Below are 14,368 nucleotides of genomic sequence, written 5' to 3'. Positions count from 1 at the left end.
TTTTTATTTCTTTTCATTTTATCTTTTAAAATTCAATGAACAATATAAAAAAGCAGACCTTTGTTCCAAAACAAAAGTCTGCTTTCCAATTATTATTCACCTAAATCAACATTATGGTACACTTGCTGAACATCTTCTAAATCTTCTAATGCATCAATCATTTTTTCAAATTTCACTTGTGCATCTTCTGGAAGTGTTACTTCGCTTTGTGCAAGCATTGTTAATTCTGCAACTGTAAATTCAGCTACACCAGCATTTTTAAATGCCTCTTGTACTGCATGGAATTGATCCGGTTCCGCATATACGATAACTGCTTCCTCTTCTTCCAAGATGTCACGCACGTCTACATCTGCTTCCATTAAGATTTCAAGAGCTTCATCTGCTGTTTTACCTTCAAGACCAATAACAGCAATTGCATCAAACATATACGCTACTGATCCGTTTACACCCATGTTACCAGCATTTTTGCTAAATGCTGCACGTACATCTGCTGCAGTACGGTTCACGTTATTTGTTAGTGTATCAACGATTACCATCGATCCATTTGGTCCGAAACCTTCATAACGAAGTTCGTCATAGTTTTCTTCTGAACCACCTTTTGCTTTTTCAATTGCACGGTCAATGATTGTTTTCGGTACGCTGTACGTTTTTGCACGTTCAAGTACAACTCTTAAAGTCTGGTTAGATTCTGGATCTGGTTCTCCTTGTTTTGCTGCTACATAAATTTCTCGTCCAAACTTTGCATAGACACGACTCGTATTTGCATCTTTTGATGCTTTTTTGTCTTTAATATTATTCCACTTACGTCCCATTCTTGTTCCACTCTCTTTCAACTTTAACTCTACATAAAAATAGTAATATAAAATATGCTGTTTCTTCAACAGTTTTTCATTATATTTCATATTGTTAACAAAAAAGACAAATTGAAGATGTCACATTTATTCACTACATTGTATTATACCTTATTACGAGTTTAATAATCAAAGAAAGACAGGTTATTCTTATCTATATAAATACAAGTTAAAAAATCGACATAGAAATCCTGTTCTTTTTTTGGTGGGCAAGAGCGTCTGGCCATGCATAGTTGCGGTCAGAGCCTTTTTCTACCACGGGAAATGGTTAAAATAAAGGGAGAAAGCGAGTACATGACTCTTTTTTCTCCCTAACAGCAACTTATATGCTAAAAAATGAAATTGGATTTACAAATTGATATATACTGCCAACCTCATTAAACTTTTTTAAGAAGTTTCAAACAATAGTTTAATTATTATGACATATTTTCATATAGCAAATCTTAAACAACCTTTTTTAAAAAATAGTGAAATATTCAAACTATTTACTTCGCATAACATTACCCAAATTACACCAACAACCCTTTTCTTCAACCCATTTCTTCAAATCCATTTTCTGAATTATTTTCTTCACTTATATGACTATGTTTCTTTGAATATACGAAGTAAACAAACGCTCCAATCACTAACCAAATTCCAAAATACAGCCACGTTGTTAATGGCAAGTTAACCATTAAGAATACACAACATACAATAGAAATAATCGGAACAACTGGTACAAGTGGCACCATAAATCCACGCTGCAAGCCTGGATGTGTTTTACGAAGAATAATTACACATACCCCAACCATCGCAAACGTTAAGAGCGCTCCAATATTCGCTAGATTCGATAATTCTTTCAAATCAATAAATCCAGCGATGAAAGCACTACCTATTCCCGTTAACCAAGTTGAAAACGATGGCGCTTCTGTTTTTTTATTGATTTTCGCGAAAGCTTTTGGTAGTAAACCATCACGACTCATCGCAAAGAATACGCGTGTTGTTGCATAAATGTAAGCAAAAATTACCGCCATAATTCCAATTACAGCTCCGAATGAAATTACACCAGCCACTTTATCTTGTCCTACAACTTCTAATACATAGGCCATTGCTTCTGGTACATTTAATTCTTTATAAGATACCATTCCAGTCATTACAAGGCATACCGCGACATAAATAATTGTACAAATTACTAATGATACAATAATACCGATTGGTAAATCGCGCTGCGGATTTTTTACTTCTTCAGCTGAAGTTGCTAACGCATCAAACCCTAAGAAAGCAAAGAATACAGCAGCTCCTCCTGCAAAAACGCCGCTTAAACCATATGGTGCAAATGGAATCCAGTTTGTTGGTTTTACATAAAACACACCAACAGCAATAAATAATACGACAATACAAATTTTAATTAACACCATTGCGTTATTTATACGTTTACTTTCTTTCGTCCCACGTGATAATAACCATGTTAGTGCAAGTGTAATCAATACTGCTGGCAAATTTACAATACCGCCCTGTGAAGGGATTGTTAACAACGCCTTCGGTATCTCTAATCCAAATCCACTAATTAAGTTGTGAAAATACCCTGTCCATCCACCAGCTACTGCTGCTGTTGTTACGACGTATACGGATAGTAATGTCCATCCCATTAAGTGTGCTACAAACTCTCCAATTGTTGCATACGAATATGTGTATACACTACCCGATACCGGAAGTGTAGAAGCAACTTCAGCATAGCATAAAGCTGCAAATCCACAAACAATTGCTGCAATCATAAATGAAAAAATCACTGCAGGACCAGCATCTCTTGCCGCAACTAATCCAGTAAGCACAAGAACACCTGTGCCGATTATCGCACCAATACCTAACATCGTTAGATCAAACGCTCCTAATGTTTTTGTTAAAGTTTTACTATTACTTTCTTTTAACAACTGGGTAACAGATTTCTTTTTAAATAAATTAATTATGATACTTACCCCCATTTATTAAGAAGAGCTAAGAGAATTTCTCTTAGCTCTTCTTGTGTTATATAAACCAATTTCTCGGTTTCATTTTTTATTTAATAATTTTTGATTACTTTACTTCATTCGCAAAGAAATGCTCACATACGCTAGAAATACGAGTTAAATCAACGTTTCCGCCAGAAATAATTGCTACTACTTTTTTCCCTTTAATATAGGAATCAACTTTGCCTGCAAGAAGAGCAGCTGTCGCTAATGCTCCTGCGCCTTCTACAACAGCTTTTCCGCGTTGTAATAAATCTTTCATAGCTACTTCTAACTCATCTTCAGACACAGTTACAATATCATCAACTAATTCTTCTACGATTTCAAAAGTTAATGTTCCTGGAATTTTTACTGCGCAACCATCAGCGATAGTTGGTGCTTCATAATGTTCTACAATTTCACCTTTATCATACGAAGCTTTCATTCCATGAACATTATCAGCTTGAACACCAATAATATTGATAGAAGGGTTAAAAGATTTAAGTGCAACTGCGATTCCAGCGATAATTCCGCCGCCGCCAATCGGTACAATTACAGTATCAACGTCCCACATATCATCAAGAATGTCGAGACCAATTGTTCCCTGACCTGCCATAACTTTTACATCATCATATGGATGTAAATATGTTTCGCCAGTTTCTTTTATAATTTCTTCACATTTTGCTTTTGCATCATCAAACGTATCACCGTATAAAATGACTTCTGAACCGTATCCTCTTGTTGCTTCAACTTTCGCCTTTGGAGCAGAAGTTGGCATTACAATTTTACTTTTAATTCCAAGTAAATGTGAAGATAACGCTACACCTTGTGCATGGTTACCAGCAGAACAAGCAATAACCCCACGAGCTTTTTCTTCCTCTGTTAAAGTAGAAATTTTATTGAATGCTCCGCGGAATTTAAATGATCCTGTTAACTGCATATTTTCTAATTTCAAATAAATTTCTCCGCCTGTTTTACTTGTTAAATAAAAGGATTTAACAAGCGGTGTTTTACGTGCGTTTCTATCAAGAACTTGTTTAGCATTTTTTATATCAACAATATTTAGCGGCAAAGTTTTCGTAATCATATTAACACTTCTTTCAATTGTTTATAATTTAATCCTAACGTTGTTCCTAAACTCTTATAAGACTTCGTTCAATTGTTTATAATCCAATTCTAACGTTGTTCCTAAATTTTCATAAGTAATGGTTCCTTTATAAATATTAACACCATGTACTAATGCTGGTTTGTTTTGAATAGTTTTTTCTAAACCATCGTTAGCAATTGCTAATAAATAATCGATATTTCCATTCGCTAACGCCATAGTCGATGTACGTGGAGTCGCTCCTGGCATATTTGGTACAGCATAATGAATTACATCGTGTTTAATAAATACAGGATCATTATGTGTTGTATAGTGATCAATTGTTTCAATCGTTCCGCCTTGGTCAATTGAAATATCAACTACAACACTGCCCGGTTTCATGGACTGAATCATGTACTCTTTCACAATTTTTGGTGGTCTAGCACCTGGAATTAAAATAGTTGAAATAAATAAATCTGCAGTTTTAATTGTTTTCTCTAAGTTTTCAGTAGTAGATTCAATAACTTCAACTGGCGCATTTGCATATTTTTCTTGTAAATAAGCAATTTGCGTTTTATTTAATTCTAAAATAGTTACGTTACAACCAATTCCAACGGCCATATCACAAGCATTAATTGCAGCATTACCTCCGCCTAAAATTACAACATTACCAGCAGGAATACCCTCTATGCCTGATAATAAAATACCTTCTCCTTGATGTTGCTTTTCTAAATAATAAGCTCCCATAAATACTGCGCGACGACCAGCAATTGCACTCATCGGTTTTAATAATGTTAGAACTCCATTGTCACTAATTGTTTCTCCAGCAATTGCGGTTGTTCCCGCTTTTCTCATTGCTTCTACACACTCTTTAGAAGCTGCTAGATGTAAAAATCCCCAAACAATTAAATCTTTCTTAAAATATTTATATTCTTCCGCTAAAGGTTCTTTTACTTTTACTAACATATCAACATCCCAGGCTTGCTCTTGATTAACTAAAGTAGCGCCTGCATTTGTATATTCTTCATTAGAATAACCTGATCCTAGACCAGCGTCTTTTTCTACTAACACTTCATGTCCTGCTTCAATTAATTTTCGAGCATTTTCTGGTGTCATCCCAACACGGGCTTCACCTTTTTTAATTTCTTTCACTACGCCAATCTTCATGCTGACACATCCTTTTTAAGTGTAATATACACAAATACAATTTTTTTATACGATTCAAATAAATTTGCGGACTATATGAAACATTCTTATATTTCCTCATTTTTTGAATCGCTGTTCACACATACAAGATAGCACTTAAGAAAATAATGAGTCAACATTTTGTGAAATAGTTCACAAAATGTTTTTTTTTATTTTAAAATAAATTTTTTCTTACACAGAAGGATTGAAACCACTTTTTAACTATGATAGACTTTGTCACAAATAACATCTCTTATGAATTCCAATGAAATGCAATTTTATTTTTTTACTTACATTTGTGATTATTTTCACATTGAATAATATGGAAATACCATAAAAGGATTGTACTTATTTCCATATTATTGTGAATTATATCACAAACGAATTTGGATTTTATCAATAAAAAAGTACTATTAAAAAAATGAGAGGACATACTATTAATACAAATGTAAAAGTGAATTCATCAGAGATTGTATGTATTTTTTCAAACAGGAGTGATTATTATGTCACAAGCACAACTTAAAAAAGATATTGGCTTCTTTGCAGCATTAACAACCGTTATTGGTACCGTTATTGGTGCGGGTGTATTTTTCAAACCTACTGCACTATACGGTGCAACTGGATCAGCAAGTTTAGGATTACTCGCATGGGTAATTGGAGGAATCTTAACAATTTGCTCCGGTTTAACTGCAGCTGAGCTTTCAGCAGCTATTCCTGAAACAGGGGGAATGATGGCATATTTAAAACGTACTTATGGAAACTTAACTGCTTTCCTACTAGGATGGGCACAAACTGTCATTTACTTCCCTGCTAACATTGCAGCACTTGCAATTATTTTCGGAACACAAGCAGTTAGTTTATTTGGATTAAATGCGAATGAACATAAATTGATGATTATTGGAATTGCTATTATTACTGCAGCATTCGTAACATTTATGAACTTCTTAGGCGCGAAAGCAGCCGGTGGAATTCAAATGGCATCGACAATTTGCAAATTAGTTCCTTTAGTATTACTTATTATTTTTGGATTATTGCATAAAGGCGACGTAACTCTTCAACTGTTTCCAGTTGAAGCAGGTCCAGGTAAATCCTTTATCTCTGCACTTGGTACTGGCTTACTTGCAACAATGTTTGCTTATGATGGGTGGATTCATGTAGGAAATATCGCTGGAGAAATGAAAAACCCTAAAAGAGATTTACCTAAAGCAATTGTAATTGGTTTGTTTATTGTAATGGTTGTTTACTTACTTATTAATGTCGCTTTCCTTATGGTAATGTCTGCATCAGCACTTGCAGGAACTGATACACCTGCATCTCAAGTAGCAACAATTTTATTTGGAGCAATGGGTGGAAAATTAGTTACAATCGGTATTTTAATTTCTGTATTCGGAACAATTAATGGATATATCATGACAGGAATGCGTATCCCTTATGCAATGGCATTAGAAAACAAACTGCCTTTCAGTAAATGGTTTGCAACATTATCTAACAATAGTCGAGTTCCTTATAATTCTGGACTATTTATCTTATTTGTTTCTATGATTATGATGGTTATCGGTGGATTCAATACATTAACAGATATGTTAGTGTTTGTTATTTGGATATTCTATACAATGACCTTTGTAGCAGTATTCATTTTACGTAAAAGAGAACCAGATCTTGTGCGTCCTTACAAAGTACCGCTATACCCTATTATCCCGATAATTTCCATTGTAGGTGGATCATTTATCGTTATTAATACTCTATTCACACAAACGCTATTAGCGTTATGCGGTATAGGATTAACTGCTTTAGGACTTCCAATTTACTATGCAATGCGAAACAAGCATGTAGAACCTAATAAATAATCATTTAGTTAGACGTGTATAAAATCCTTATGCGAAATAGATAATGGATTTTATACACGTTTATTTTTTAAGCCCCTATTGATATCCGTTAACTAAAAAATGCACTTCAAATACCACGTTGTACATCTTTTGTTCATTGAGGAGATGTTATTTCTCCCTCATTTCTTAATGCCCTTTTCACGATAACTGCCATTACAATCATCACTATACTTACAATCAGTGTAGGAAGATATACCTTTATACTAAAAGCTTCAAATATGACACCATATATAACTTGACCTACAGGTGCCATGCATTGTGCAACTGCCATAATAATCGCCATGACTTTCCCTAAATTTTCATTTGGTGTTTTCTTCTGCACAGCGGTAATGACAAAAATAGAAATAATAGTCATCACTACTGCAATAAGGATTGCACACAAGATAAAGAGTAGAAATGATGGATAGTATCCGAAACTAAGCGCAAAAGGTGTAATCGATAAAGCCATTGGTATAATCAATAACGCCATTATGAGAAACCAAAGATAAAGTTTTTTCATTTGTATCTTTTTTGCAAAAAAACCGATGGACAATGCCCCTAAAATTGTAGCAAAATCTATGAGGCCCATTCCAATGCCATACATCGTGTCACTACTTTGCATAACTATCCGTATAATGATGGGGCCTCCAACAACAAACAACGGCGTGAGAATTAAATTGAGGAAAGCTGCAAGTATTATACATTTCAAAATAAAAGGCTGCTTAACCACATAGATAAACCCAACCTTTAAATCGTTTACAATTATCGATATGATATGTCCATCCTGCGTTCTTTTCGCGAACGGGATGTGAATAAAGATCGCTAAAACTGCGGCTAAGAAAAAAGCAATACAACTCATTACAACCAATGTTTTTAACCCTACAATGCCATACAATACCCCGCCTAAAACAGGAGCTGCTACACTTGATAGTGCTTGAACACCGTTTACAATACCGTTTGCCTGCTCCAGTTTATTTTCCACTACTAACAAAGGAACACTTGCCATGACAACTGGCGAGTACATGGCGCTAATCATCGCAAGTAATATCATAACAACACCAATTCGTATCACAGAAGTATTACCAGCTGCTAACAACAAAAGAAAACAAAATACAATTGCACTGCTTGCAAAATCAAAAATTATCATGAGGTTGCGGCGGTTGAATCTATCAGCAATAGCCCCGCCAAGAGGTGATAACAAAAGAGGTACATTTGATACGGCATACAAAGTCGCATATATATCTGCCCGGCCTGTTATGTCCAATACATAGAGAGATAAAGCAAAACGCAGGAGTGAAGAACCTAATATTGATACAATCTGTCCAATTACCATTAACTTAAAAGCTTTAGAAAAAGGCTCTATATCGCTATTATTTTGCATTATATATCCACCTTTCATCAAAACCTTAGACCGACCACCGGTCTATAAATTTGTATAAAACACTCATAAAATTTTAATTTTCCGACATGCAAATCATTGCTATGTGAATACAACGTGCCCTGCATTTGCTTTCTCCCTTAGTTTTAAATATAGTAGGAAAAGGTCCTGGCCGCTTCCGCTTTTCTTAAGAAGTTAGGTGGGAGATAAACTGCTGGCATGCGCCCGATTGGTGAGGGCTGATAATCAGTGGGGGATGAAGAAAACCCCCACTGATTAAAGTTTCACTTTATGTCGTTAATCTTATTAGTCATTTTCAGAATGTCCTATCAAAATATCTAAAATGTAATCAAAACTCCCTTTTTTAGCACCAAGAGTAGTCTCCGTTATGCTGATAAACGCCTTTGCTCTTTGCATCACTTCATGCGGCTGCCACTGAAACAATCCTTCATCGAATATTACTTGTGCAGAAGCAAGCAAAAATTCTAATGTTTCTTGTGGATATTCTGTTACAAAAACATGTTCATTGATTCCTTGCTCAATCACCTCCGTCAAAACAGGTGTTAAATGTAAAATAGACTGAACTAAACTTCTCTGATGCATTTCAGCATTACTTGGCTGATGAAATTGTTCAATCATTTTTTCTTTGTTCCCCCCAGCTTTTGGTGCTTGCGCCATTAAAATATGAAATAATTTATCAAGTACAGGGATATTAGGATCTGAAGCAATCTTTTTTGCGGCCGCTACATCTGCAATTACAATCCGCATAATAACCGCATCCATTACTTCCTCTTTTGATTTGAAATAATGATAAAACGTTCCTTTTGCGATACCGATTTCCTGCAGAATATCATTTATTGTCGTTTTCATATATCCTTTAGAAGTAAATAATTTTTCTGCGGTATCTAAAATTTCATTTCTGCGCTCTTCATGTTCTTTTACGATTCTCATCCATTAACCCCTTCTCCTTAGACCGACTACCGGTCTAATATAACTATATGTATAATATATAAAAGAATGTATTTTTTTACAAATACAAACAAAAAAGAAGCAAATTTATTATGCTCCTTTTCCAACAATTACCACAAAACTACTCCCGTCGCAAATCCATCATATCCTTTGCTTCCCACAGTCTGTATTGCCGTAGAAGATAGTTGTGATTCAGATGAAGAGCATCATTCCCTGGATGTTAGAATCACTGCTAGAAGCGTTTACTACCTCTCCCTTGCAAACTCCCCTATAATTACTGTACCCTTTCAAGATAATTTGAGCGCCCACTTTAAAGAAGAGATTCATGTTTCATTCGGGGCTATTCCTGGCTTCGCTGCATTTCCTGCTTCTCCATATAACTGCGCATCCGTCGCATATATTTAGGTGCGTCCACCGAATTCCCTGCGATCATTTCAATGATACAGAGTCTTTCCGTACTTTCCGTTTCAGCTTGAATTATAGCTTGATCAAGCTCTCCATAGGTCCGGACCGTAACGGTAAACGCGTTACCTCCAAAAGCTTCGGCCAATCTGGTGTAAGACCATTGAGGGATTTGATTGTACTTTTGCCCCTCGGTTTTGACATTCAAATATTTCTCGATCGTATAACCATCGTTGTTCAAGACAAAAATTATAGGCTTACAGCCGTAATAAAGCATGGAACTAATTTCTTGGGCTGTTAGCTGCAGAGCGCCGTCACCTGTAAACAGTAACACTCGGCGTTCCGGCGCGGCTATAATAGCACCGAACGCTGCAGGGGTTGCGTAACCGATGGACTGCCATCCTCCTTGCCCAATATATGTTACATTGCACGGTAGTCGCACTTCCGCCATTCCGTTATAGAATGTCCCGGTCTCAGCAATCACAATATCGCCCTCTTTCAGCATGCGCTGAAAACGGGGATAATAGTCGGCCGCCATGAGAGGCTCGTCGGCATTAGTTGTGAATTGATCGTAAGGGAATGTCCATTTCCCCGCCAAACCTTTGCCCGTGTAACCTACCTTCTGCATCGCAAGCAGCAAGTCGGATGCAAGAACATTTGGATATTCCGCCTCAGCGATTTTGACCATGTCCGGTTGAATATTGACAGTCAGAAGCGAGTTCAACTTTGCAGTAAAATTCGCGGTGTTGGTGTCCGCCCATACCATGCCGATTGCAATGATACAATCTGCATTTTCCACCGTACTTTGAACTTCAGAATCTCCGAAAGAGCCTAGGTACATTCCGATATAATTGGGATGGGTTTCGTCAAAGGCCCCCTTCCCATACATCATCGTTACAACAGGCACGTTCATGGCGTCGGCCAGCTGCCGAGCTGCCGTCTGAAGGCCGAAACGCATTGTTTTCACATCTACCAGAATAACCGGTCGGTGGGCACGCCCGAGCAGCCGATGGACATGATCCATCGCAGCCTGAAGGGTTTTCAAGTTGGACGTTGGACGTGGCGGTACCGGCTCTTTTCGGCTCTTGATTGGCTTGGTCACTAAATCATTTGCCACAACCAGATATACCGGCTTTTTCTTTTCCTTAGCAATGCGAATTGCAGCTGGAATTTCAATTTTGGCATTTTCCGGCGTAAGCACTGCGGTATAAGCCGTAATCTGCTCATACACCTTACGGAAGACATCAAAATTTCCATCCATTAAGGTGTGGTGCATCAGCTTATGCTCTTGTTGATCCTTCTCAGGAGGTGCACCCACAATGTGAATGATTGGCACATGCTCGCTGTTGGCTCCCGCTATCGCATTGCAGGCGCTGAGCTCCCCGACCCCGAAGGTTGTAATAAGTGCAGAAATTCCTTTGATTCTTGCGTAACCATCCGCGGCATAACCCGCGTTTAGTTCGTTCCGTCCTTCTATAAACCGGATGCCGTTATAACATTCCAAAGTATCAAGAAGTGTAAAATTATAGTCCCCTGCGACGCCGAAAATTTCGGTAATACCCTCCAGTTTCAGGCAATCGAACAAATACTGGCCAACCGTTTTTTGAGCCTTTCCACTTTGCGAACCAAAGCCGCCTGCATTCATCATGTTGTCCATCGCTCACTCCTTATCCATTTCTTGGGTTGTTCTGTTTTATAGTACTCTTTTTGATAATTCCCTTTCATTAAACAGGTTATCCGTTGTACTGAGCTAAATTGAGGCGCTAAACGTAGTTTTAGAAATGTACTTATCGCCAGTACAAAAGTGTTATGAAAAAGTAACCGAAACCAAAAAATAATTAAAAAAGAAGCGATTTATTCCTATCGCTTTTTTTCCTAACTCGATATTTTGTCAAAATAATAACAAAAAACTTATTATTGCCTTTTGATTTTTCTCTAGTCTAATTAATTTTCCCTCAACACAAAACCATCACATCACCCGTTTGATTAATGGCCTTTATATCTTTTCATTTCATTTCAAAATGTACTCACAAGTATTGTCTTATCATTTTCACATTGTTTTTCTACTCATATATTTTCATTATTTTTTATTTAAATCGTGGTCAAAAATGTGGTCAATGTGGTCTAGTTGAAACATGAAAAAATAAATCTACTTAATCTTGATAAATCATTAAACAGAATGAGGAAAATAACAAAATAGCCCTTCTCACATGAGAGGGCTTTCTACTTTATTCATTGAGTCTCGTGAAAAAGTATCTTCTAAGTATCTAAATATAACAGCCTCTTCTTTTGTCATTTCCCTTACATAAATAGATTCCTCACGTGTCAATGGTTCTAATAATACCAATCCCGACATATTTCTATACTCTCTTTTAAAATTCATTTTATCTTCCTCGCTCAGAAGTTTACTAAGAAATAATTCAACAGGAACAGGTGTTAAAAAATTATTATTTTCATCAATAAGATTAATATCTATGTTGTCATCAATTTCCCGAATATGAAATAAGAAATTTTTGTCTAGATGGGATACTTGTACTAAATACGATGTTACCTTTTGTTCATCGATTACTGTCCACTCCACTAAGATTATCCCCTTAATTGTTATCTCGTGTAAAATTTTAACAATTAAATATTGAGGATGTGTAAAATTATGATTAAATTTATTTATAAAATGTGGGCGGTTCCCCATGCCCATTAACTTATAAGGTTTTAATACCCTCAAATATAAAAAAACATTATTCTTTTTGTAAAAATATACAGAAAGGATGACGTTTTTTATGGAGTGTGTGAAAAAGAATCGTTCCATTTTCATGAAGTAGGCTTTTTGCTTCATTTCGTAATGTTGATATTGTATCCAGTCTTTTCTGTATATTATAATAACATCATATCAGTTGGTATTATTAGGAATATATATGGTGATAAGGGATGTATTTGACTAAAAAGAAGGAGAGAAGTACTGGATAGAAGCAATAAACAGTATAGATAGAAAAACAAGATAAATATTAAAAGGGGTATTCTAGAATGAAACGTAAACTATTAGCAGTAACATTACCAATTTTATTAGTAGCAGGGGTAGGTTGTTCTAAAGACTCTTCTGAAACTAAAACTGACAGCCTAAAGTCAGCAGAAACAGGTAGTCAAGAGGTATCAAAGTCGAAAGCAACAGAAACGAATGTTGAAAAAGAGTACAAGTCAAACTTAAACTCTTTATTATCAGATATCACAAAACAAGCACAAGAGTTAACTACTATACTCACTAGTGATAAACCGTTCGAAGAGAAAGAAAAGGAATACATGAAGAAATCAGACATCATGTCAGATACAGCAGATAAAGTAATTGCTCTAGAGCCTGGTGAGAAATATACAAACGTACATATTGATATAAAAGGAGCAATGCTTCAATTAAAAACTGGTACTCTTCTAATAAGAAGTGGTATGAATATGAAAAACGATGAGTTCGTGCATAAAGGTGGAGAAGAAACAGAAAAAGCGTCTAAAATGTTGATAGAAGCAGATAAAAAGTTCAAAGAAATCAAATAAGGGGTAGTTAAAAATGAAAGCAAAGAGACTAGTTACGTTGGCAATCCCAACTATGTTACTATTAGGTGGTTGTGCAACAGATAAAGCAGAAACGAAAGCAAAGGATAGCAAGGTAGTAGAAGAGAAAAAGGATTACAAAATGGAAATGGCTTATCTCATGAAAGACTTATCAGAGCAATCAATGGCTATTCAAGGGATATTAACAAGTGAGACATCAATTGACGAAAAAGCAGTAGAGTTTAAAGAGAAGTCTGCACCACTTGTAAAGACAGCTAACAAGCTACAAAAGTTAGAACCTGGTGAAAAGTATAAAGACGTACATGCTACATTAAATGAATCCATGAAGCTAGTAAAAGATTCCGTAGTAAAAACACAAGAAGGTTTAGATAAGAAAGACCGTAACCTTATAACTGAAGGGTTACAGTTGATGTCTAATGGTTCTAAGCTGATAACAGAAGCACACAATAAGTTAAAAGAAATGGGTGAAGCAAATTAAGTAGTATGCTAAAGTTTAATCCATAGTAAAAAAGCCGACTCAATTAATGTAGTGACCCCAAAAAGTTAGACAGGTTATTTCATTAGGCAGCTTCCTGGGCATGAGCTCGGTATTGTACCGGGCTCATGCCCTTTAGTTTTGCCTTAATTCTTTTATGATTATAGTATTCAATATACTTTGCTAATTCTTGCTTAAAGTGTTCAACACTTTCAAATTCTTTTAGATAAAGTAATTCTGACTTCATGATGCCAAAGAAGTTTTCAATCACTGCGTTATCGTAACAGTTCCCTTTACGGGACATGCTCTGTGTAATGCCACGTTTATTGAGGGAATGCCGATATTGTTTCATTTGATAGTGCCAACCTTGATCAGAATGGATAAGGAGTGTGTCCTCATCTGTTAAGCGTTCAAAAGCTTGGTCTAACATCCTTGAAACTAGTGAATAAGTTGGTCTTGATCCAATTGTATACGTGATAATTTCGCCATTAAATAAATCTAGCATCGGTGATAAATATAACTTCTCTCCAAACAATTTAAACTCCGTAATATCTGTAACCCATTTTTCATTTGGTTTTTCAGCTTGGAAGTTGCGATTTAAAATATTCGGTGCAATCTTTCCAACAGTTCCTTTATA

12 protein-coding genes are annotated in these 14,368 nt (G+C 35.9%); 3 read left to right on the top strand and 9 right to left on the bottom strand.

The features are described from left to right. Positions 1 to 92: 92 nt before the first annotated feature. The 4 genes from BR72_RS21220 to ald all read right to left on the bottom strand — a co-directional run bounded on the left by BR72_RS21220 (position 93) and on the right by ald (position 5,066). Entirely contained in the window at positions 93 to 812 is a 720-nt protein-coding gene (locus BR72_RS21220) for a YebC/PmpR family DNA-binding transcriptional regulator (protein ID WP_035436667.1), read from the bottom strand. Between the two features lie 569 nt (positions 813 to 1,381). After that, positions 1,382 to 2,797 (bottom strand): amino acid permease, encoded by a 1,416-nt coding sequence (locus BR72_RS21215; protein ID WP_035437063.1) that lies wholly within the window; start codon positions 2,795 to 2,797, stop codon positions 1,382 to 1,384. A gap of 106 nt (positions 2,798 to 2,903) precedes the next feature. Beyond that, the gene (tdcB, locus tag BR72_RS21210) at positions 2,904 to 3,902 is read right to left on the bottom strand and encodes a bifunctional threonine ammonia-lyase/L-serine ammonia-lyase TdcB (RefSeq protein ID WP_035436666.1); all 999 of its coding nucleotides are present in this window, start codon (positions 3,900 to 3,902) and stop codon (positions 2,904 to 2,906) included. A gap of 54 nt (positions 3,903 to 3,956) precedes the next feature. Further along, the gene (gene ald, locus BR72_RS21205; protein ID WP_035436663.1) at positions 3,957 to 5,066 is read right to left on the bottom strand and encodes an alanine dehydrogenase; all 1,110 of its coding nucleotides are present in this window, start codon (positions 5,064 to 5,066) and stop codon (positions 3,957 to 3,959) included. Positions 5,067 to 5,587: 521 nt separating this feature from the next. On the opposite strand from ald, the gene BR72_RS21200 reads away from it, so the two are divergent. Further along, positions 5,588 to 6,931, top strand: a complete 1,344-nt coding sequence (locus BR72_RS21200; protein WP_035436661.1) for an APC family permease — start codon at positions 5,588 to 5,590, stop codon at positions 6,929 to 6,931. Between the two features lie 133 nt (positions 6,932 to 7,064). Here BR72_RS21200 and BR72_RS21195 read toward each other — a convergent pair whose 3' ends face one another. The 4 genes from BR72_RS21195 to BR72_RS21180 form a co-directional block, all read right to left on the bottom strand. Next, positions 7,065 to 8,330, bottom strand: a complete 1,266-nt coding sequence (locus BR72_RS21195; protein ID WP_035436659.1) for an MFS transporter — start codon at positions 8,328 to 8,330, stop codon at positions 7,065 to 7,067. 303 nt (positions 8,331 to 8,633) lie between these two features. Further along, positions 8,634 to 9,278, bottom strand: coding sequence for a TetR/AcrR family transcriptional regulator (locus BR72_RS21190; protein ID WP_035436656.1), 645 nt, complete (start codon positions 9,276 to 9,278; stop codon positions 8,634 to 8,636). Positions 9,279 to 9,636: 358 nt separating this feature from the next. Then, positions 9,637 to 11,355: an alpha-keto acid decarboxylase family protein gene (locus BR72_RS21185; RefSeq protein WP_035436653.1), complete on the bottom strand. Its 1,719-nt coding sequence runs from the start codon at positions 11,353 to 11,355 to the stop codon at positions 9,637 to 9,639. 549 nt (positions 11,356 to 11,904) lie between these two features. Further along, on the bottom strand, positions 11,905 to 12,279 hold the full coding sequence (locus BR72_RS21180; RefSeq protein ID WP_035436651.1) for a hypothetical protein: 375 nt from the start codon (positions 12,277 to 12,279) through the stop codon (positions 11,905 to 11,907). 440 nt (positions 12,280 to 12,719) lie between these two features. Between BR72_RS21180 and BR72_RS21175 the strand changes: the two genes are divergently transcribed. Both BR72_RS21175 and BR72_RS21170 read left to right on the top strand, forming a co-directional pair. Further along, a complete protein-coding gene (locus BR72_RS21175) occupies positions 12,720 to 13,238 on the top strand; it encodes a hypothetical protein (protein ID WP_035436647.1) in 519 nt (172 codons plus the stop codon). 13 nt (positions 13,239 to 13,251) lie between these two features. Then, positions 13,252 to 13,734, top strand: a complete 483-nt coding sequence (locus BR72_RS21170) for a hypothetical protein (RefSeq protein WP_035436645.1) — start codon at positions 13,252 to 13,254, stop codon at positions 13,732 to 13,734. An 82-nt stretch (positions 13,735 to 13,816) separates the two neighbouring features. Here BR72_RS21170 and BR72_RS21165 read toward each other — a convergent pair. Then, on the bottom strand, positions 13,817 to 14,368 hold a 552-nt coding region (locus tag BR72_RS21165), incomplete at its 5' end, for an IS3 family transposase (RefSeq protein WP_035436482.1).

The sequence above is a fragment of the Bacillus sp. UNC322MFChir4.1 genome, assembly GCF_000746135.1.
In the GTDB taxonomy this organism is placed as follows: Bacteria; Bacillota; Bacilli; order Bacillales; family Bacillaceae_G; genus Bacillus_A.
Note: the sequence above shows the minus strand (reverse complement) of the source record. Positions and strands in the feature narration are given on the sequence as shown.

Excerpts from the sequence above, each read along its gene's own strand:
- tdcB (WP_035436666.1), bottom strand. The coding sequence starts at position 3,902 with ATGATTACGAAAACTTTGCCGCTAAATATTGTTGATATAAAAAATGCT.
- BR72_RS21185 (WP_035436653.1), bottom strand. The coding sequence starts at position 11,355 with ATGGACAACATGATGAATGCAGGCGGCTTTGGTTCGCAAAGTGGAAAG.
- BR72_RS21220 (WP_035436667.1), bottom strand. The coding sequence starts at position 812 with ATGGGACGTAAGTGGAATAATATTAAAGACAAAAAAGCATCAAAAGAT.
- BR72_RS21175 (WP_035436647.1), top strand. The coding sequence starts at position 12,720 with ATGAAACGTAAACTATTAGCAGTAACATTACCAATTTTATTAGTAGCA.
- BR72_RS21190 (WP_035436656.1), bottom strand. The coding sequence starts at position 9,278 with ATGAGAATCGTAAAAGAACATGAAGAGCGCAGAAATGAAATTTTAGAT.
- BR72_RS21170 (WP_035436645.1), top strand. The coding sequence starts at position 13,252 with ATGAAAGCAAAGAGACTAGTTACGTTGGCAATCCCAACTATGTTACTA.
- ald (WP_035436663.1), bottom strand. The coding sequence starts at position 5,066 with ATGAAGATTGGCGTAGTGAAAGAAATTAAAAAAGGTGAAGCCCGTGTT.
- BR72_RS21195 (WP_035436659.1), bottom strand. The coding sequence starts at position 8,330 with ATGCAAAATAATAGCGATATAGAGCCTTTTTCTAAAGCTTTTAAGTTA.
- BR72_RS21200 (WP_035436661.1), top strand. The coding sequence starts at position 5,588 with ATGTCACAAGCACAACTTAAAAAAGATATTGGCTTCTTTGCAGCATTA.